Raw genomic sequence first — 21,279 nt, forward strand, 5'->3', positions numbered from 1 at the left:
AATTATTCGGGAAATTTTTTTCATACGCGTAAAATAAATTTAATTTCCTTGGCAGCATTGATTGCATTACTGCGAGCCTCGCTTAAGGTTGCTCCTTCTGCAATGACATAGGCATAGCGATGACCCATTGATAAAGGGGGGGTGAGCATTGTGCCTTTTTTCGGCTTCACATAAACCTCCACCACACCCGTTGCTCTTGTCGCTCGTGCTTTGCCAATCACCTTTTCTAAAATGCCCTTATTTTCCACAATCATATATTTGGTGTAGACAAATTTTTGATGTCTTGGCTGAATATTAGGCTGTTCACCAAGCAATAGCTTGAGTGTTTCCTCCACTAAACTAAATCCGAGTGCCGCATGTAACATATTATTCATCGCACCACCAGAAATACGTGGATTAATCTCGATGAGCTTCCAGCCATGTGCTGTAAAGCGCAGCTCTAAATGGAGCGCACCGTTTTCAATATTAAACGCTTTAACAATGGAGTGCAGCACTTCCTCAATGCCTGCTTGAATAGCTGGCGGCGCTTTAACCAGCACGCCATAGCCTGTAATAATAAAGCGTTTACCCTGTGTAATTTCCTGCTCAATAATGCCGATAATATGTGCCTGTCGCTGAAAGACAAGAGCCTCTACTAAATATTGTGGACCGTCTAAATATTCCTCCATCATAATGTTTTCCTTAGGGTTTTTGGCGCGTAATGTTTGGAGGTGCTGCTGAAGCTGCTCAAGATTATGTGCGAGTAAGACATCTTTTGAGCCTGTTGATTTTGGTGATTTCACGATTAATGGGAATGTTAAGTTTGCTGCAAGGGGATCATTCGGCTTGAGCAATGAGAACTTCGGTGAATATGGCTGATCCTTTAATAAATTTCTTGTTTGTTCCTTATCCTCCATTATTTCAATGGCAGAGGAGGATATATAGTTATGACAAAACTCATCACAGAGCATTGCAGCAATATGCACAAATGGATCAACAAAGCTCACAATATTTTTAATCTGCAATCCGCTTTTCTCTAGTCTATCAATTTCCTCTTTCATTTTTTCGATATTGAAAGTATCAATGAGTATCATTTTATGAATATCAGGATAGGCTCGGCGCTGCTGGAGCTGCTTTTCGTTGTTGGTAAACAGTACGGTGAAGTAGCCTAGCTTTTCGGCTGCTTTTGTTGCTTCGCGACTTGACCCAGATTTGTTTGTACCGATAAAGATAATGGCTTTCAGGTATATCACTCCTTCTATTGGTACTTAGATACTTAATCACCTTTATATATATGCAACCATCTAGATTTCTTCTAGTTATGTATCTTGTCTTCATCCAAGCAACTTTCAAAAGGTTACATATACTAGAAGAGAAAGGAGGGAGAAAAGATATGAAGCCTCTTTCGGTGAAAAAATTAGCAATGATTACGACAGGCAATCTTGTGCAAGGGGCGGAGGAAGTTCTAATTCAGCATGGTGCTTATCGGCTAAAGCAAGTGAAAAAGCCTAATACAGCCCTCTTTACAAGTAAACGTATTGTTAACTGGAAAAGTCTTGAGCCACTTTCTCCTCTAATACTAGTGACCGATAGAGCTTATCGCCCACAGGAAATGCCTAAGCATGTGATTTTTATACAGGTAACAGATGCAGAAGCAGCGTATTGGCAGTTTGTGCATTTTTATCGCAATCAGTTTCATATTCCCGTTGTTGCGATTACAGGTACATCAGGTAAAACAACAACAAAAGAGATGATTAAACATATTCTTGCTGCTGATCGACAAGTAACAGCAACAACATTAAGCAGTAATTCTAGAACGGCATCGTTACAATATTTACTTGGGATTGATGATGATACGGAAGCGGCTGTTTTTGAAACGGCTGTTGGTTCACCAGGGGATGTGACAAATGCGGGAAAGTATTTTAAGCCAACAATTGGTATTATTACAAATATTGGCGCACATCATTTAAACTATTGTAAAACGCTGGAGGGCTATATTCAGGCGAAGGCAGAAATGCTTGATATTATTCATCCAACAGGCACGTTAATTATCAATGCAGAAGACTTGAATACGAAGAAAATTGAGTTGGCTAAATTTCGAGGGCGTGTGCTAAAGGTAGGAAAGCATGAGTCCTGTGATTTTCGAGCAAGTCATATTCATTACGATCAAAAGGGCATGAAATTTATATTGCAGCATGGCAAAAATAGCTATGACGTTGTTGTGCCGGGATTTGGTGAGCATCAAGTATACAATGCCCTTGCAGCAATTGCGGCAGTGTATGAAATGGGTGTATCCATTCCGATGGCAGCTAAGCAGCTTCAATCATTTCGTCAATTGAAAAAACAGCTACAGCTTTTTGAGGGCATTCATCATTCCATGCTATTGGATGATACATGGAGCATTACAACAACGTCCTTAGAGGCAGCCTTACATGTATTAAATGCACTAGGGAATGGCAAGAAAAAGATAGCAATTATTGGAACGATTACCGATTTAGGCTCGTGGGGCTATATTATTCACGAACAAGCGGGGGAATGTATTCAACGCATTGGCGTGGATGTGCTGATTACCATTGGGGAGCACGCCAGAATTATGGCTGACCATGCCGTAAAATTAGGGTTTAATGCACCTGTCTATACATTTAAAAATAGCACATTGGTCTACCCATTATTACAGAAAATTGTAGATGCCAATACGATTATTTTAGTAAAGGGTGATATGTATAGTCAGCAGGTTTCTAAATTAGCAACTGAGCTTAGATTAAAACCTACACCGCCTGTAGAATAGCGGTCTTAATTGATAAAGAGAGGAGGCGTCGTACACTTGCAATCCATTAGTGTGCAAAAGCTGAAGAACATACTACAGGGAAAGCTTATCCATGGCTCAGAGCAATGGTCTGTACAACACGCTATCTACTATAATCGTCATGAATTAACACAAAGTCATACGCTGATGTTTGTTAGTCGCAACGATCATATCAACTGGCAAGAAGTCGATCGCAAAGGTCCATCCCTCATCATATCCGATAAACCGTCCACGGATTTAAAAAATGCACTAGCCAATACAACAGTCTTACAGGTCAAAAGTGTGGCACAGGCGTATTGGACATTTATCGAATATTATCGAGGTCTTTTCCAAATTCCTGTTGCCGCATTAACAGGAACCTGTGGTAAAACAACGACAAAGGAGATGCTGAAGCATATTGTTAGCAAGCATTGGCATGTGCAAGCATCCGTTAGCAGTAAAAATGAGCCAAGGCAATCATTACCTTACTTAACAGGCATTGAGCAGCAAACACAAGCAGCTATCTTTGAGCTGGGGCTAGGCAATACAGGCAATATTAAGCATCAATGTATGATCTATCAGCCAACGATTGGCATTATTACAAATATCGGCGTGCATCATTTAGATGGCTGTTTAAATCTTGAAGGCTATATTAAGGCAAAGGCAGAAATTGTAGAAGGCATTCAAGAGGGTGGGACATTAATTATTAATGCAGATGATGCCAATATTAAAAAAATTTCGCTGCAAAAATTTAAGGGCAAGATTATTCGCTTTGGCTTACAGGACACAGCAGATTACAAAGCTTCCAATATACAATTTGCCAATACGGGCATGAAGTTTGTCTTAGAGGTAGCTGCAACAAAATACAATGTATTTGTGCCTGGCTATGGCGAGCATCAAGTTTATAATGCTTTAGCCGCAATTGCTGCTTGTCATGAGATGGGGCTGACAATTCGTCAGGCAATTGCAGGGCTACGGTCATTTAAACCAATGGCAAGGCATTTAGAGCTCACATCAGGGATTGGTAATAGTACAATTGTTGATGATACATGGACAAATAACCCAACATCCGTAGAAGCAGCCTTAAAGGTATTAGATACAATCGGAAAAGATAAAAAAGTTATTTTAATTTTAGGTGATATTAAGCGTTTAGGGCATTTTGAAGAGCATTATCATCGTGAAATTGGCTCCATGGTTGCTGAGCGCAAGGTTGATACATTAATTACCATTGGCAAAAGGGCACAGGCGATTGCCGACCAAGCACAAAAGGATGGCACAAGCGCAGAAGTCTATACATTCCATGAAGTAGCAGGTGTATTAGAGCTATTGCAGCCAAAGCTTGATGCCAATACAATTGTGTTAATTAAAGGGCCCATGTCAAGCAGGTCTATGATTGAATTTGCCCATCAGCTTAAAAATTTACCTTAATGAAAAAGAAGCATTCCTCCATATTGGGGAAAGCTTCTTTTTACATTATTTGATAACACGTCGAGCCGTTACATAGTTTTTTTGCGCCCAAGTGGAAGTAAGATTTTGCTTTACAATATTATTTGTGGTCATACTAATATATTGGTTATTGCCAAGATAGATACCTGTTTGTGTGATGTTTTGTCTGCCATTATCCGTAGAGAAGAACAGCAAATCGCCCTTTTGCAGCTGTGACTTTTGTACATGTGTACCTGCTAAAGCCTGTTTGCTTGCTAATTTTTCCTTTAGATTAATGCCGTGTTTTTGAAAGACATAATACGTAAAGCCTGCACTTGTAAAGGTTAATGTTTGCTCATTATACGTATAACCAAATTTTGCTTTATTCGTTAAATTTGTAGCTGTTGCAATAATTTGATTGGCTGAGGGGCTTATGCTCACAGTAGGTGCTGAGCCGCCTTCAGAGAAAACCCGCTTAGCCGTGATATAGTGCTCCGTATAATAATCAACAAGCAATACTCTTGTCATAACACCATCTGAGTTAGGGATGATAACACGGTGATCACCCGCATAAATCCCTACAAGAGTAGGTGTTTTCGAGCCCTTGGCACTATTGAAGAAGACTAGGTCACCTTTTTTTAAATTACCGCGCGCCACTGTTGATCCTTGCTGCATTAAATCCTTTAAGGTAGTAGCGCCAAGTGTAATGCCGCTTTTACGATAAATAAAGTCCACAAAGGCTGGCGCTGTAAAACGAAGGCTTGATTCATTTGTTGTGGCACCGATAGTTACTTTATTTTTATAAGTAAGCGTATTTTCTACAATTTTATCGCCCTTTGTGGCAGGGTTAGCTGAGAGTAGTGTTGGTAATACACGGCGGGCAGCTACATAATTTTCAGTATAGTATGGCTTACTATTTAAGTCAGAAATTATAATGTTTTGCTTAGGGTCTGCCATATGAATCATTTTATTATCCCCAATATACATCCCTACATGGTCGGGATCAGTTCCTGTTTTTTTGCTTTTAAAGAACAGTAAATCGCCTTTTTGCAATTGGTTTCGTGCCACAGGTGTTCCTTGCTGTAGCATATAGTTTTCATTATATGTGCCAAGGTCTACACCATTTTTCTCGAAGATATACATTAAGAAAGAAGCACAAGAAAATTTATAGGGATAGGTAGGCTTGTATTCTGCATCGCTATATGTTGCTTTGCCCATTAAACCTTTGGCAGTCTGAATAAGTTGGTCTGCTTTGGCAGCAACCGCCTGTCCATTATTTTGTGCATTCGTTGTCGCTGCTTCTACTTGAATTGGCTGCACCGCTGCTTGCATTAGACTCAAAGAGCTGAAGCCAATCGTTAGCGCAAGTGTTGTTGATAAAAATCGTTTATTCATGTTGTTGATAACCTCCTGAATTGCTGTACCATGGCAATAATCGTAGCATGAAAAAGTAGGGCTTCTGAGAGGTAAATGTTGCCAAGGAGTGAGTGCGATAGGCTTCAGCACTTGCTAGTAAAGGCTTCACCGTAGGAATTTACAGTTTTATTACAAATGTTTCAGTAGGTTGTCATATAGTACAGGGAGAGTGGCGGATAGAATCTCGAAATAGACGGATAGCGCAGCGAAAGTGACGGATAGAACACAAAAAAATAGACGGATAGACAAATATTGAAGTAGCTATTTTGCTTGTAATAAATAGCTAAATTTCATTCATATTTCACTTTTACCCTATATAATTAGTAGGCGATTGGTGAATAGATGGGAGAGGAACGATGAAGAATTTGCTTTACACAAGGTTTTGGCGTCTGCATTTTTTTGCGGCACTTTTTATTACACCGCTATTGTTATCATTAACATTAAGTGGAATTGGCTATTTATTTTACACAGATGTTGAAAATCAGCTATATGATGATTATTTTTTTGGGCAAAGTAAGGGCGAAGAGGCTTTAACGATTGATGAGGCAGTGGAAAAGGCTGAAGCGGCGTTTGCTGGCTATTCTACACGTAAAGTGATTATGCTGGAGGAGCCCTATAATACGCGTTTAACATTATCAAATGGACACGATGAGAAATATGTGTTTTTAGATGACCATAATCAACGGGTTGGTAGTCAGGATGCAAATTATACATTTTCAAATATTATGCGTAATATCCATAGCTCCTTATTTATTGGTGGGACGTTTGTTAATTATTTAGTGGAGCTAGCGGCTTGCTGGACGATTTTCTTGCTCTTATCAGGACTTTATATGACATTTAAGGGGAATCACTTAAAAAAGCACAAAGCCGAGAATAAAAGACAAAAAAATAAACGATTGCACGCCTTAGTTGGCACAATTATTACGATTCCAATGGTTATTTTTATTTTTACAGGACTTTTATGGTCTGCTTTGTTAGGCTCTATATTGTCAAATATTGCTTCCGATAGCTATCCAGCCTTACAGCAACAGCCACCGACCTCAGAGATAGCTGAAATTCCATGGGCAACACGACAGTTAGATGCACCTGCTTCTGATGGGGATGCACATGCGCTTCATCATGGCGGTGGGGCAACACGTTATACAAATCCAAATCAAATTACGATTGCTCAGCTTGAACAGGAAATACAAGCCCAGCATATTGAGAAGCCATATACAATTCTTTATCCAGCAAATGAAGAGGGCGTATTTACAGTGGCAAAGGCAAGTAACTCTGGTGTCACGGGTCTTGATGTGAAGCCTTCCGAGGAAGCAACGATGTATTTTGATCAATATAGTGGGAATTTGATTGATCAGGTGAACTATGAGGATTATGGCTTGCTAGCGAAGGTCTTTACATGGGGCATTCCTTTACATGAAGGACATTTATTTGGCTGGCCTAATAAATTATTAAACTTAGTAGTTTGCTTAGCCTTTTTAGCCGTTATTATGTGGGGCATTCGCACATGGATTTTACGAAAGAAAAAAGGTGAGCTATCTGCACCACCACAAATTTCTGCTAAAATATCACGATCTTTTAGTGTTTTCTTACTATTTTTAGGTGTGATAATGCCGTTATTTGGCATTTCATTAATCGTTGTTGTCTTGATTGAATGTGTGCTAATATGGCAGCGGAAACGTCGTGCTTTAGGAAGTTGAGAAAAGCAAATGTAATGCAATACAAATAGACAAAGTCGACATCATCGGCTTTGTCTATTTTTTATTATAGCCAGCCTTTTTCACTGGCGATTTGAGCGGCTTGCTGTCGTGATTCCACTTGAAGCTTTTGAATGGAGGTTGATAAATAATTGCGGATAGTGCCCTTTGTTAAAAATAATTGCTTGCTTATTTCATTTGTGGTTAAGCCCTCTTTAACAAGCTTTAGCACGGCGATTTCTCGTTCATTTAGAGGGTTTTGCTCCTTTATAAACAAGGTTGCGGCTAAATCCTTGCTTACAACTTTCTCCCCTTGCATAATTTTTCGAATCGTAGCAATTAAATAATCAATAGGCTCATCTTTTAATAAATAGCCATGTACCCCACAATCCATAGCTTTTTGTAAATAGCCAGGACGTGCAAAGGTTGTCACAATCATTACTTTACAGGGAAGGCCTGCTTGCTTTATTTTTTCAGCAAGCTCTAATCCTGATAAATTAGGCATTTCAATATCAACAAGGCAAATATCTGGTAGCTCCTGCTGGATAGAGTCCCAAGCCTGTTGCCCATCCGCAACCTCAGCGATTACATCAATGTCGGGCTCAAATGCTAGCAATGATGTTAAGGCTCCACGTAACATTTGCTGGTCCTCTGCTAATAATACACGTATCATATTGGCGACTCCTTTCCACCTTGAATAGGGATGCTACATAAAACGGTTGTACCAGTGGGCACACTACCTTCAATCAAGGCATAGCCTTGAAGGAGATGCATTCTTTCTTTTATTGAGCTAATGCCGTTGCCGAGCCCCTGCTGCTGTAAGCCAATGCCATCATCTTTTATCACAAGCCTATACTGTCCATTTTGACATTGTATCGTTATAGAGCAATGTTTTGCTTGGCTATGCTTCAGTATATTTGTCGTAGCCTCCCGCATACATAAAGCAAGCATTGTTTCCTCCACGCTTGAAAGAACGATTTGAGGACATTGTTTGGGGAGTGTTACGGTGATATTAGCGCTTTGCAGTAGTTGCTGACAGTGTAGCAGCTCTGTTTGTAAGGACACGAAATTCATATCAGATACTAGCTCACGTACTTGCTTTAAGGCTGTTCGTGTTGTCGCTAATATATCATTTAGTTCTTGCTTAACGCTTGTAGGGTCATGGTCAATCAGCTTTGTTGTGAGCTCTGTTTTAATTTTAATCATTGTTAAGGTATGACCGATTGTATCATGAAGGTCCCTAGCAATTCGCTGTCGTTCCTCTTGCTGCACAAGCTGCGTATTGACATCGGCTAATTCAGATTGCAGATTTTGCGACTTTTCTACAAAATAAATAAGGATAGGGAACAACAATTGAATAATCATCATAGGGATTAAAAATTGTAACTCAATAGACACAAGAGAGTCTGTTGTCAATTGCATAACGGTCCAAAACATAATAGCAATGGCGAACATACCACATGCAATATGCCATTTTGAGCGCGCTCGTCCAAGTAAATCTGCAAAGGTAAAGCCAAATAGAAGCATTAAAGCATCCTCATAAATGCCTAATATGGTGATTAACAGAAAGGCTACTAATGATGCTAGCAGCAGCCTCCAATCCTGATACCATAAAGCAATATAGAAAGCGACTAAATATAACAGTAGCAGCATGATTTTAGCACTGAGAGGAATTGCTGAATTTGATCCTAGCACAACGGTTATCAGCAAAATTAACGATACTACGTCAATAATTAAATAATGTTTTGCTTGCTCTCTTGGATAAATTTTTATAGCTTACACCATCCTTTATTGCTGGGTTATGGCTTGTGTCATTTTTTTACGAATCCATTCCATGGGACCGATCTGAAAGTGCCGTAACCAAAGTGATGCGACAACAAGCTGTAGAAGTGTCAGAGCAAGCCAAATACTAATAATAAGAACGCTATTTAATTGCCCGCCTAAACCAAGTCCCCAGCCGTAAAAAATAATAGATGCTACTATATTTTGTAGCACATAGCAGCTTAAAGACATTTTACCGACATTTGCAAAGTATTGCCAAAGCCAATCTAGTTGCTTATACTCTACCAGTTTACCAAAAAGACCAATATAACCAATTGATAAAATTGGTGCACATAAATAGCGCACAGGCAAATCAAACAGCCCACCCGGTATAAAAATTAACAGATTAAGAGGAACACCAATAAATACACCTATTAGCAATAGCTTGTGGCGAGCTTGACGTCCTTTAGCTGTTTGGGCAAATATATCATTGCGCATAAATTTGACACCAAGTAAAAATAAAAAGATATTCATTGGAATAATAAAAATAGCTTCTGTTCGATAAAATAAAAAGTTGGTTAGACGATGCTGTACTTGTGCAAGCCATGTTCCATCTTCATATAATACTGCAATGCTTTCCATGCCACTTAGGGAGATAGGAGCGCCCTGTAATGAAATGGTGAAAACAAGCAATATTAGGAGAATATGGAAGCTGCCAAAAAGATAGTAAGCCACTGTAATCGCTTTGTCGCCCCAGCGCATAATAAAGGCAACAATGAAGGCGGTGACAGCATAGCTCATTAAAATATCATATTCCATCACAAGTGTGTAATGAAGTAGCCCTTCCAGCCCTAAAAAGGCGATTGTCCAAAGATAGACACCAGGCCAAGCATTGCCTTTTCTTAATGCCTGCTGATATTTTAACTGTAAGCCTACACCAAACATAATTGTTAAAAGCCCAAGCAGCTTACCATTCACCAAAAATAAGACGACCATGCGCAAAAAATCGTTGAAGGACCACCAACCAGCATAGGTAGCCGTTGTAATATACGATAAATTCCCTAGATAGGCAAAAATCCAAATATTTGTGCCAAGTGTTCCTAAAACAGCGAGCCCTCTTACGATATCAATAAAGGGTAGTCTTTGCTGTGTTTGCATCCTATAATCCCTCTTTCTTTGTCTTCTTACATATATGATAAGAAAACAGAAAAAGAAAACCTATTCACACCAGTCAAAGAATTGTGATGACAGGTGTCATTTTGTGCAGGAATAAATGCGGTAGTCCAAACTATTCGCATATTTTTCATTCATCATCATATGCTGCTCCATTACTTGATAAAGTGCAGGTTCAATATCTTTGGAGAGCTGAAATTCAGTGGGAGATGAGAGCGTTTTATTTTTTTGGATACGAATTGCTTGAAAGCCTGCCTGTTGCAATAGATCAACCCATTCCTTTTTTGTCAGAAGCGCCTCAAATCCATAAAATTGCTGAATTGTCTTTGCTAGCGGAGAGGGCAGCGATGTCGGAATGGTGCATTCAATGGCAATAAAGCGACCACCATGCTTTAATAAACGATGCATTTCTTGTAAAGCACGTTGCTGAGGAACAAATGCCAGCACAGATTCGGCAATAATTAAATCAAATGATTCATTTGGTAATGGTAGCTGCTCCATCGAACCGTGTATAACTTGAACAGGTAATTGAGCCTTGTGCATTCTTTGCTTCGCTTTAGCTACCATAATGGGATGGCTATCAATTGCTGTTATATTGGCTTGATAATGAGCAGCCAAATAGGCAGCCGTTTGCCCTGTACCACATCCAATATCTAAAATATCGGAGGTTTGCTGAATGTTTTCTGCCTTCAATAGCTCCTTTGAAAGCTGAATGCCACCGGGATGTGCGCCACCAATGCCAAATTTAGCTAAAAAATCGAGATAATATGAATCTTGAATGAGTATCACCTTCTTTTTCTTATCATATGTAAAGAAAGCGAGCTACCCACTGCGAATCACTAGAGAGTGATATCTCCTTCTACATATACTAGTAAAAAATGTAGATAGGGGGTGAATGGATGCCATTTTTTCAGCCACAACCTAGAAGAAGACCCTATCCGCCAAGGTATCGTCAAAACTTTGGCCCTCCTTATCGAGCTAGACAGATGCAGCCCTATGCTTCTCCCAATCAGCCAGCACAAAATAGACTACCAGACCATGTCAACACCATTATGGGGCATGTTGGAACAATTACAAACGGTGTCAATATGCTAAGACAAATGGGCTCATTGCTGAGTTTATTTAGGTAGAGAGAGGCGGATAGATTGTACGGAGTGACGGATAGAATATCGAAGCAGATAAATAATACGTAGCACTCGTTTCAGCTTGAATACTCAAGCTTTTTATCTAGCAAAACTTTATGAAAAATTTATTTTGCATAAGATGGATGACAAGTTTTTAGGAACCTCCTTTGTTGGGGTTCTTTTTTATATAATGCTAGTAGGAGGTGAATAGATGATTGCACTTGCACGACAGCCATCAGATGGACAAAAAATAGTAGAGGCAATCATTCGAAGATTGCCTAGCACGCATCCTGAATACCCATATTATTATGAGCATTTACAGCGCATACTGGCAGGCTTTGCGGGTGAACAGCGCATGGATGCCGAATGGCTGGAAATCGAGTTACCTTACCCATATTATTTTCTTCATGGTCTTCAAATGATAAACCGCTCCGGCTCCACACATCAAATAGATACCATTTTTCTATATGCTCACTTTGTCCTTATTTTAGAGATTAAAAATATAACAGGCATTCTCTCCTATCATGCACCCTTTTCACAGTTTACACGCACAACGGCAGAAGGTGTATTGGAAAGCATGGCCGATCCATTTCAGCAGGTAGCACGACATGTAGCATGGATAAAATCATTACTACAGCAAGAGCGCCTTGACCTGCCTGTTTTGTCTGCTGTTGTTATAGCAACGAAAAACGGAATTTTAACAGAAGGCTTTAGAGAGCAGCCTGTTTTTCATGTAACAGGCTTACGTACACATCTGCAAAAATGGCTGCAACAATATCCGCAATCGGAGAAGGATACAAAGATGCTTTTTCGCTTTGCTATGCTACTGTTGTCGATGCATCAAAAAATAACAAAAGAAATGAAAGTGCCGCTTCAAGATATTATAAAGGGTGTGCTCTGTAGCCGATGTGCCAATGGGCAACGTTTGCGTTATCACTATAAAAAATGGCTTTGCCCGCGCTGTGGAGTAGAAGAACACAATGCATTGCACCGAGCATTAGAGGATTATCGCTTATTAGTTGGAACAATGCTAACCAATAAAAGCTTTTGCGAGTTTTTTGCTATTGATTCTCCAAATATAGCCTATAAATTATTACAGCAGCTTCCTTTAAAAGCAGAGGGCACTAAAAGACATCGAAAATATTGGATTACACATTAAAGGAGAGGCTACCAATTCAAGTGGTCTGAATGGTAGCTTATGTTATTACAGACGGATAGAATAACGAGAGTGACGGATAGAACACAAAAAATGACGGATAGGCATGAATAATAGTATATGTCATACATATTTGCTCATATCTTACTAGACAAATGTGAATTCAAGGTATATAGTTAGTTAAGCTAACTAATTTATAAGGAAGTGAGATTGTGACGATTGAGCAGGATTTTTTTAATCAGTACCGTTTGATGTACAGACCTTTTATTAAACAGCTGAATGTTCAGCTTGAACCATACCATCTATATAGCTCGCAATGGGCGGTGCTGCGCTTCTTAAGAGATAATGGGCCGCATTCTTTTGTGGAAATTGCTAATTTTATGGCGATTGAGAAGCCGAGTGTGACAAAGCTTGTTCATAAATTGATCGAGCTAGGCTATGTGGAAACAGCGACAGGCAGGGATAAGCGTGAAAAGCTTGTGCGTTTATCGCCATATGGGGAGGAGCTTGTGCAGAAAATTCAACTACAGCTACAACCATTTTTTGAGCAGGCATTAGCAGGAGTGGCAAAGCAGGATATTGACATTGCCACACAAGTTTTAGCGAAAATTTGTATGAATATCAATCAATAGGGGCGAGTAATGTGGAAGCAACACAACAGAAATTATGGACAAAGGATTTTTTAATTGTTTCATTAATTAATTTTACGATTACATTAATTTTTTACTTATTAATGGTGACGATTGCTGCTTATGCGGTGGAGCATTTTCATGCCTCTACAAGTACAGCAGGGCTTGTATCAAGTATTTTTATTATTGGGACGCTTTTTGGACGTCTTGGGACAGGACGGATTATTGGCGATTGGGGCAGTAAAAAGACATTATTTATTGGCTTACTATTATTTATGCTGTCAACGATGTCTTATTTTATAGCAGGCAATTTGCCACTGTTGATGTTAAATCGCTTAGTACAAGGGATTGCGCTTGGAGTGGCAAGTACAGCAACAGGGACAATTATTGCGCAAATTTTACCACCTGAACGCCGTGGGGAGGGCATTGGCTATTATAGCTTAAGCGCGATTTTAGCGACAGCGATTGGTCCATTTATTGGCATTTTATTAACCCAGCTATTTGAGGATTATCGGATGATTTTTGCAGTGGATTCAGTATTAGCAATTATTTGCTTTTTTATGTACTTTGTTGTGACAGTTCCAGATGCACCGAAAAATGTGAAGCATACGGCTGTGAAGGCTGGCTTTAAAGTAACGAGCTTTATTGAAATGCGCGCTGTACCAATTGCTTTTGTAGCGCTGGTAATTGGCTTTGCTTATTCTGGTGTTATGTCGTTTATGACGTTTTACGCAAAAGAGCTGCATCTTGTAACAGCAGGTAGTTATTTCTTTATTATTTATGCCATTGTGATTTTAGCGACACGTCCCTTTACAGGAAAATTACTAGATACTAAAGGTGGTAATATTGTTATTTATCCGTGCTTGGTGATTTTTGCCATCGGTATGTATGCCTTTAGTTCAGCAACAACAACGATTGCCTTTTTCATTGCTGCTGCTTGTATTGGGATAGGCTATGGTAATTTTAACTCCGCTGCACAGGCAATTGCGATTAAGGTGACGCCACATGAGCGATTAGGACTTGCAACATCCACTTATTTTATCTTTTTTGATTTAGGTTTAGGTGTTGGGCCTTATGTATTAGGCTTATTCGTACCAATAATCGGCTACAGTGCCATTTTCTTTGCAATGGTTTTTGTTATTGTACTGTCCATTGTGCTTTATTATTTCTTGTACGGAAAGCATGAAAATTTGAAACAAGCGGAAATTTCGTAGATGAGAATCGGTATACTATGTAGGCTTACTGGCAACAGCCATGATGATTGGTCAGGCTATGTTGCTTGTGCTAGTAGCAGCAACCATTTTCTATAAGAGGCGACAAGCACGATAGATGGCGTTTATGGCCATCTATCTTTTTTCACTGCCAGTGTGCAGGGCGCTTTATATAAGAAGGTAATTTCGTAGCATGATCCCCTTGTGCAGCATTGATTTGCATTTGTGTTAAAAACATACTAGTGGATAAATCAGCCCCACACAAATTAGCATCTCGTAAGTCAGCCCCAATAAAATCTACCTCACGTAAATCAGCATTTTGTAGATTTGCAGCAATTAAATAGCTACCTCTTAGGTCAGTAGCACGTAAATCCTTGCCCTTTAAATTTTTCCCCATCCAATCGGCTCCGCGCTGATTCAACTTTTTAGAGGGCTTTTTCTGTAAACGAATATATTCGCTTGTTTGCAGCAGCAGTGCGTTCACTGGCATACGGATAGTGACAATATCGAGTGCTAGGAGGGCATCTGCATCGCATGCTATTAGTTGCTGGAGCTGTTCCAATTGGGCTAAAAGCTGCTTATAAAGCGACTTGTCCACCTTATAGGATAATGCCTCAGCTACATAGGCAATCATTTCATAAAGCTGCTCCATAATCGGGAAAACCTGAAACATCTTCTCAGCATGTTCGCGCGACTGTCGCCAATCCTGCCCTTGAAATGTCATTTGTGAAACATGCTGCCCTGCTCCTAAGCAGTCAAAAACTGTACAGCCCTTAAAGCCTGTATCTCTTAGCTCATGATGAATACGACAGCGATAGTCCTCCTGCAAATTTGGACATGGCTTGCCCGCTGGTTTATGTATTGCAAAGTCACTGGAAGCGACAATATTTAAAGCTGTACAGCATAAGCCAAAACAATTTTGGCAATCTGCCTGTAAGCTTTTTCGGGTAGTTATACCGATGGATGCATCGTTAGACATTGTTGTTGCCCTCCTTCATTTAGTGTATATTTTATCATGAATAGGCTAGCTATTGAACGTTGGACATTTTGAAAGATGCTAGGGAATATGGTATTCTTCTTCGCAAGAATGATGGAAAAGTCGGTGATGAAACATGGGGTAACGGTCAAGGATTTACTACAATTGCCCTCCTTTCGAGGAGCAGAGGTGTTAACGGGTCAGGATAATTTGCATCGCACGGTATCTTCATTATCTGTACTAGAGGTATCGAATGTTGATTTTTACTCTAAAATTGTCAATCGTGTACAGGAGGAATGGTATGCGGAGGAGCTTGTTATTAGCTCGTTTTATTCCATTCGCGATAGTGTGGAGAAGCAATGTGAAACGATTCAGCATTTACATGATTTAGGGGAGCTTGGACTGATTTTATATTATGTAGGAATTGTGCTGCCTGATATTCCTGAGGAGGTTCTTGCTTTAGCAGAGGAGCAAGGCTTTATTATTATTTGTATGCCAAGAAATGATTACTCCTTGCGCTATAATGAGGTCATTTATGAGGTGATGGAGGCAATTGTTAACAATGAGAGCGTCAATGATCATTTTGTTCAGGAAACATTAGAAAAGGTATCCTTGCTGCCAGAGCATTTAAGAAGTGTGGAAATTACGCTAAAAATGCTATCGGATCGCTTAAAGGTCAATATTGTGCTAACAACTAGCCATTTTGATATTATGAACCAAGTGATGTGGCCTAGAAATTCCACATTGGATGTGGTGGATGTTATTGCTACATGTGCTGAAGCATATACGCACCGAGAAGCAGGCAAGCTGGCAGTGGAAAAAAGGGATGTTTCCTGTGTTGTGGAATATAAGCGTTTACAGCAAAAAAATGGTGAGCCACTTTTCTTATTTTTAATTAAGGAAAATACGAAGCTACCTACGAAAACAATGGAAAAGGTTAGTGAGGTTGTGCAAGTAGCCATTAATTTATGGGGAGATAAGCATGATGAGGTGAGTGAGTATGCCCTTGTAAAGGCGATTATTAATGATGAAAGTGAAAAAATGCGAAGATTGGCTAACCGCCTGCAGATTGATGTTTCTGCCATTCAAATGATGTGGCTTGTTTATATCCACGATTTGGCGGATGAAAAAAGCATTCGAGAGGAGTTAGAGGGACAGCTTTCCACCTATTATCAAACAAGGGTAATTCAATGTATCGACCATTGTATTATTGTGCTATTAGGCAATTGCTTGTATAAGCATCATGAGTTTGATATTGCGGTGGAATATAGCGAAACAACGATGTATGATGCACAGCTTGCCAAAATTGTCTATGCGCCAAAAATGAAAAGCACAAAAACCGTAAGGCAAATGTATCAATTGGTCAATCAAGTAGGCGACAAGGCACAGACCATTTATCCGATGCGTAAATTATTTACAGCCGCGGAAGTGCGGTCAATGAAGCGGGCAATTGATGTCAGCACACAGGGCGAGGCAATGCTTGAGGATTATTTAATGGTGATTGAGCCTATTTTGCATGATGCGGATTCCTTGCAAACCTTAATTGCCTTTTTACTTGATGCAAATGGCAGTGTAGAGCGCTGTGCGGAGCTGCTCTATATTCATAAAAATACGGTGAAATACCGCATTAAAAAAATTAGTGAGCTGCTTGGGACAGATATTACAGCTTACTCGGAATTTTATGATGTTTATATGGCTTGTATGCTGTATCGATTGATTAATGATTAGAATAATCTGAAATTTTGTCATTTTGAACAAAATTTCAGATTATTTTTTTCATTTAGGCAAAAGACGTGTAGTGTAGCTTTCTCTTATAATTAAAAACATTCATCTAACAGGGAGGGAGTCGCATGAAAAACGACAATAACGTTCAATCTTGGTATAGCCTAGGTATTATTTGGGCTGGGGCTATGATCTGTATTCCCAGCTTATTAGTAGGAAACGCACTTATTACTAATATGAGCTTACCAAAGGCACTTGCTGTTGCTTTGGTCGGCTATGCCATTGTGGTTTTTATTATGGTCTTGCAGGGCATGCAAAGCAGTGATTTGGCAAAGCCAACCGTTCATATTGCTGGACAAGTATTTGGCAAAAAAGGCTCTCGTACCATTTTATCTATTATTTTAAGCATTGCTTGTTTAGGGTGGTTTGGGATTCAGGCAAATGTTTGTGGGGTTGCACTTGCCAATTTATTAGCAGCCTATAATTTGACGATCCCCGTACCGCTTGCATCATTAATGAGCGGGCTAGTAATGGTTGTATCTGCTATGTATGGTATGAAGGTGCTACGTGTTTTAAGCTATATTGCCGTACCTATTTTAGTTATTATTTGTATTTATGGTCTAGTCCAAACATTAACAGGTGATCAACTGCAATTAATTCGTAGCTATGAGCCACAGGGCACGATGAGCTTTATGGATGGGCTAGCAGTAACAATTGGCTCCTTTGCATTGGGGGCAGTGATCGCAGGCGATTATTCGCAATTTTCCAAAAAGCGCTCAGATGTTTTTAAGGCTGCTACCTTAGGAATTATTCCTGCGGGTGTGCTGATGATTGGCGTAGGAGCTGTATTAACAATTGCTTATCAAACAAGTGATTTAACAGCCGTATTTTTGCATATTGCTACACCGTTTATTGGTGGCGTTGCTTTAATTTTAGCGACATGGAAAACAAACTTAGTCAATGCGATTTCAGGAGGCATTGCGCTTATTAATGTTTTTGATATTGCTAAAAAGAAAGAAAAAATTGCAATTGGCGTTGCAGGAACAATTGGCACAGTTTTAGCGGTGATTGGCATTTTAAACTACTTTACACCGATTATGTCGATTTTATCAGCGATGATTCCACCTGTTGCAGGGGTAATGATTGCTTCATATTGGGTGATTCATAAAGGCAATAAGGCGAGCTGGCAGGAGGTAGAGGGTGTGAATCGATTAGGCGTCTTCTCTTGGCTTGTAGGGGCAGTGATAGCTTGCTTACCTGTTGTCTTCTCTTTATTCCCTGAGTTACCAGCATTACCGAATAATCCGATGATTGGTATTATTATTTCCTTTATTCTTTACTATATTGGGTATCGTATATCCGCACAAAAAACGGTCGTACTGGAGGAACAGCAATGAGATATTTAGATCAAGCAGCTATTGAACATATTGCGATTGGCGCAGCATTTCTAGGAACAGGTGGAGGTGGTGATCCATATATTGGCAAGCTAATGGCACTTTCCGCTATTGAAAAAAATGGTCCTGTCAAGCTATATTCAGTCGATGAAGTGGCAGATGATGACTTTTTTATTCCAGCAGCGATGATGGGTGCACCATCCGTACTAATTGAAAAATTCCCGCGTGGCGATGAATTTGTCAAGGTTTTTCAAAAGCTTGCCCAATATTTAGGTAAGGATAAAATTGCTGGCACATATCCTATGGAGGCGGGCGGTGTCAATTCTATGATTCCGATTGTTGTAGCAGCACAGCTAGGCTTACCATTAATTGATTGTGATGGCATGGGACGCGCATTCCCAGAGCTGCAAATGGTAACCTTCCACCTTGATGGTATTTCCGCAACACCAATGGCGATTACAGATGAAAAAGGTAATATTGGTATTTTTGAAACCATTGATAATAAATGGACAGAGCGCATAGCACGATCAGCTACTGTTGAGATGGGGGCTAGCTCCTTAGTAAGCTTGTATCCAACAACAGGCGCGCAAATTAAGCAAAGTGGTGTGCATCATATTATTACACTATCTGAGCAAATCGGTGCAATTATTGCTTCTAAAGATCAGGAGGTAAATGATAAGCTAGAGAGCCTGCTTACGCTTGTAAAAGGATACGAGCTATTCCAAGGAAAAATTGTCGATGTTATTCGTGAAACAAAGGGCGGCTTTAACCTTGGAAAAATGGTGCTAGAGGGTATTGATACGTATAAAGCAGACGAAATGAAGGTTCATTTCCAAAATGAAAATTTAATTGCAGAGAAAAACGAGCAGGTTGTTGCAATGACACCAGATTTAATTTGCTTGGTGGATTATGAAACATTACAGCCTGTTACAACAGAAAGCTTAAAATATGGTAAACGTGTGCGTGTAATTGGCTTACCAGCGCATGAAAAATGGCGTACAGCTAAGGGCATTGAAACGGCAGGTCCAAAATACTTTGGCTATGACTATGACTACACGCCAATTGAGGAAATGGTGAAAAAGGGGGAAGCAGAGCATGTATAAAATTGGAATTGATGTAGGTGGAACAAATACGGATGCCATCCTTTTAGACCATGATAGTCAGTTAATTTACAGTGTAAAATCACCAACAAGCCTAGATATCAAATCAGGCATTGAGCAAGCATTGCAGGAGCTGCTACGGGGTGCAAATATTGATAAAACAAAAATTACCCATGCCATGCTAGGCACAACGCAATGTACAAATGCGATTGTAGAGCGTAAAAAATTAGCAAAGGTCGGTGTGATTCGACTAGGCTATCCAGCAACAGCCTCTGTACTTCCTTATACAGCATGGCCAAGGGATATGATTGATACATTATCAGGGCAATATGTGATTGCACATGGCGGCTATGAATATGATGGTCAATTACTAAGTGCGCTTGATAAGGAGGAAATTACAAAGCTATTAGCAGAATGGCACGATCAAGTAGAGTCAATTGCGATTGTGGGTGTCTTTTCTTCTATTAAAAATGACCAAGAATTACAGGTTCGCCAATGGATACAGGAGATATATGGTACGGACTTTCCTATTTCCTGCTCTTCATTAATTGGCTCTGTTGGCTTAATTGAGCGTGAAAATGCAACAATTTTAAATGCTGCTTTGTGTAAGGTAATTGATACAACGACACAGGGCTTTGTGCAAGCACTACAGGCGGAGGGAATTTCAAATGTAGAGGTCTATCTCTGTCAAAATGATGGCACATTAATGTCCATTGATTATGCCAAGCAGTTCCCGATTTTAACAATTGCCTGTGGACCAACAAATAGTATACGTGGTGCATCGTATTTATCCCAAATTCAAAATACAATGGTGCTAGATGTCGGTGGCACAACCTCCGATATTGGTGTATTGCAGGATGGCTTTCCACGAGAATCCTCTGTTGCCGTGGAGGTAGGGGATATTCGTACAAACTTTAGAATGCCTGATATCATTTCTGTTGGTCTTGGTGGCGGCAGTATTGTGCGTGTACAGGATGATAACATTACGGTAGGGCCAGATAGTGTTGGCTATCGCATTAATGAGGAGGCACTTGTTTTTGGTGGCTCTACATTAACAACAACAGATATTGCTGTGCGACTAGGCTTGGCAGACGTTGGTGATCCTCAATTAGTGGCACATATTGATGAAGCCTTTGCCAAGGCTGTGCAGGAGGAAATCGCTAGCTTACTAGAGCAGGCCATTGATAAAATGAAAACCTCCTCAGAGGATGTATCGCTTGTATTAGTCGGTGGTGGCAGTATTATTGTCCCTGAGAAAATCAAAGGCGTTTCCCGTATTGTGAAGTCAGAATATGGCGGCGTAGCCAATGCCATTGGTGCATCCATCGCCCAAATTAGCGGCCAATACGAGCAAATTTATATTTATGCAAGAGAATCTCGTGAGGATTCCCTCAAGGATGCCCAAAGCAAAGCCGTTAAACAGGCTGTTTTAGCAGGCGCAATCGAGGAATCAATTGAGCTTGTGGAGGTGGAGGAAGTCCCACTTGCCTACCACCCAGAAAACGCTACACGCTTAAAGGTGAAAGTGGTTGGGCACATGGTTTAATAAGAAAAGTATGAATTTTAGTGATTCATCAACATGTGAGCGAATGACAACTTTGCTCAGACGCTTCTATGATAAATATATAAAATAAGTGTAAAGCCAAGTCCAGTACTCAATTGATTTTGAGGCTGGTCTTTTTTGCTTCTGCAAATTAATAGTTATTAAAACGTAACTAGAGCTATTCATTCGTA

The 21,279-nt window shown here is 39.9% G+C and carries 18 protein-coding genes; 11 read left to right on the forward strand and 7 right to left on the reverse strand.

Annotated features, from left to right (window positions below; genetic code table 11):
- Positions 1-20: 20 nt before the first annotated feature.
- Entirely contained in the window at positions 21-1,223 is a 1,203-nt protein-coding gene (locus tag ACIQVU_RS10845; RefSeq protein WP_402895513.1) for an ATP-grasp domain-containing protein, read from the reverse strand.
- A 149-nt stretch (positions 1,224-1,372) separates the two neighbouring features.
- On the opposite strand from ACIQVU_RS10845, the gene ACIQVU_RS10850 reads away from it, so the two are divergent.
- Positions 1,373-2,767, forward strand: coding sequence for a Mur ligase family protein (locus ACIQVU_RS10850; protein ID WP_340805415.1), 1,395 nt, complete (start codon positions 1,373-1,375; stop codon positions 2,765-2,767).
- A gap of 36 nt (positions 2,768-2,803) precedes the next feature.
- Positions 2,804-4,192: a UDP-N-acetylmuramoyl-tripeptide--D-alanyl-D-alanine ligase gene (locus ACIQVU_RS10855; protein ID WP_340805416.1), complete on the forward strand. Its 1,389-nt coding sequence runs from the start codon at positions 2,804-2,806 to the stop codon at positions 4,190-4,192.
- Positions 4,193-4,237: 45 nt separating this feature from the next.
- Here ACIQVU_RS10855 and ACIQVU_RS10860 read toward each other — a convergent pair whose 3' ends face one another.
- On the reverse strand, positions 4,238-5,584 hold the full coding sequence (locus tag ACIQVU_RS10860) for a C40 family peptidase (protein ID WP_340805417.1): 1,347 nt from the start codon (positions 5,582-5,584) through the stop codon (positions 4,238-4,240).
- 377 nt (positions 5,585-5,961) lie between these two features.
- Between ACIQVU_RS10860 and ACIQVU_RS10865 the strand changes: the two genes are divergently transcribed.
- Positions 5,962-7,302, forward strand: a complete 1,341-nt coding sequence (locus ACIQVU_RS10865) for a PepSY-associated TM helix domain-containing protein (RefSeq protein WP_340805418.1) — start codon at positions 5,962-5,964, stop codon at positions 7,300-7,302.
- 64 nt (positions 7,303-7,366) lie between these two features.
- Here ACIQVU_RS10865 and ACIQVU_RS10870 read toward each other — a convergent pair whose 3' ends face one another.
- The 4 genes from ACIQVU_RS10870 to ACIQVU_RS10885 all read right to left on the reverse strand — a co-directional run bounded on the left by ACIQVU_RS10870 (position 7,367) and on the right by ACIQVU_RS10885 (position 11,022).
- Complete coding sequence (locus ACIQVU_RS10870) at positions 7,367-7,972, reverse strand: response regulator transcription factor (protein WP_340805419.1); 606 nt, start codon at positions 7,970-7,972, stop codon at positions 7,367-7,369.
- Entirely contained in the window at positions 7,969-8,952 is a 984-nt protein-coding gene (locus ACIQVU_RS10875; protein ID WP_340805420.1) for a sensor histidine kinase, read from the reverse strand. Before ACIQVU_RS10875 ends, ACIQVU_RS10870 begins: the two co-directional genes overlap by 4 nt.
- Before the next feature lie 135 nt (positions 8,953-9,087).
- The gene (locus tag ACIQVU_RS10880) at positions 9,088-10,218 is read right to left on the reverse strand and encodes a DUF418 domain-containing protein (RefSeq protein WP_340805421.1); all 1,131 of its coding nucleotides are present in this window, start codon (positions 10,216-10,218) and stop codon (positions 9,088-9,090) included.
- A gap of 96 nt (positions 10,219-10,314) precedes the next feature.
- Positions 10,315-11,022 (reverse strand): class I SAM-dependent methyltransferase, encoded by a 708-nt coding sequence (locus tag ACIQVU_RS10885; RefSeq protein WP_340805422.1) that lies wholly within the window; start codon positions 11,020-11,022, stop codon positions 10,315-10,317.
- A gap of 110 nt (positions 11,023-11,132) precedes the next feature.
- Here ACIQVU_RS10885 and ACIQVU_RS10890 point away from each other — a divergent pair, with 110 nt between their 5' ends.
- From ACIQVU_RS10890 to ACIQVU_RS10905, 4 genes are all read left to right on the forward strand, one after another.
- Complete coding sequence (locus ACIQVU_RS10890; RefSeq protein WP_340805423.1) at positions 11,133-11,363, forward strand: hypothetical protein; 231 nt, start codon at positions 11,133-11,135, stop codon at positions 11,361-11,363.
- A 205-nt stretch (positions 11,364-11,568) separates the two neighbouring features.
- Positions 11,569-12,516, forward strand: coding sequence for a nuclease-related domain-containing protein (locus tag ACIQVU_RS10895; RefSeq protein ID WP_402895476.1), 948 nt, complete (start codon positions 11,569-11,571; stop codon positions 12,514-12,516).
- Between the two features lie 209 nt (positions 12,517-12,725).
- Positions 12,726-13,145, forward strand: coding sequence for a MarR family winged helix-turn-helix transcriptional regulator (locus ACIQVU_RS10900; protein WP_402895479.1), 420 nt, complete (start codon positions 12,726-12,728; stop codon positions 13,143-13,145).
- A gap of 11 nt (positions 13,146-13,156) precedes the next feature.
- Positions 13,157-14,356: an MFS transporter gene (locus ACIQVU_RS10905; RefSeq protein WP_402895482.1), complete on the forward strand. Its 1,200-nt coding sequence runs from the start codon at positions 13,157-13,159 to the stop codon at positions 14,354-14,356.
- 142 nt (positions 14,357-14,498) lie between these two features.
- On the opposite strand, the gene ACIQVU_RS10910 is transcribed toward ACIQVU_RS10905, so the two are convergent.
- Positions 14,499-15,332 (reverse strand): pentapeptide repeat-containing protein, encoded by an 834-nt coding sequence (locus tag ACIQVU_RS10910; protein ID WP_402895485.1) that lies wholly within the window; start codon positions 15,330-15,332, stop codon positions 14,499-14,501.
- Positions 15,333-15,458: 126 nt separating this feature from the next.
- On the opposite strand from ACIQVU_RS10910, the gene ACIQVU_RS10915 reads away from it, so the two are divergent.
- The 4 genes from ACIQVU_RS10915 to ACIQVU_RS10930 all read left to right on the forward strand — a co-directional run bounded on the left by ACIQVU_RS10915 (position 15,459) and on the right by ACIQVU_RS10930 (position 21,091).
- The gene (locus ACIQVU_RS10915) at positions 15,459-17,057 is read left to right on the forward strand and encodes a PucR family transcriptional regulator (RefSeq protein ID WP_402895516.1); all 1,599 of its coding nucleotides are present in this window, start codon (positions 15,459-15,461) and stop codon (positions 17,055-17,057) included.
- A 122-nt stretch (positions 17,058-17,179) separates the two neighbouring features.
- The gene (locus tag ACIQVU_RS10920; protein WP_340805429.1) at positions 17,180-18,448 is read left to right on the forward strand and encodes a cytosine permease; all 1,269 of its coding nucleotides are present in this window, start codon (positions 17,180-17,182) and stop codon (positions 18,446-18,448) included.
- Complete coding sequence (locus tag ACIQVU_RS10925; RefSeq protein WP_340805430.1) at positions 18,445-19,548, forward strand: S-methyl thiohydantoin desulfurase family protein; 1,104 nt, start codon at positions 18,445-18,447, stop codon at positions 19,546-19,548. Before ACIQVU_RS10920 ends, ACIQVU_RS10925 begins: the two co-directional genes overlap by 4 nt.
- Entirely contained in the window at positions 19,541-21,091 is a 1,551-nt protein-coding gene (locus ACIQVU_RS10930; RefSeq protein ID WP_340805431.1) for a hydantoinase/oxoprolinase N-terminal domain-containing protein, read from the forward strand. Before ACIQVU_RS10925 ends, ACIQVU_RS10930 begins: the two co-directional genes overlap by 8 nt.
- Positions 21,092-21,279: the final 188 nt, after the last annotated feature.

This window comes from Lysinibacillus sp. NPDC098008, from assembly GCF_044760715.1.
Taxonomy (GTDB): Bacteria; Bacillota; Bacilli; order Bacillales_A; family Planococcaceae; genus Lysinibacillus.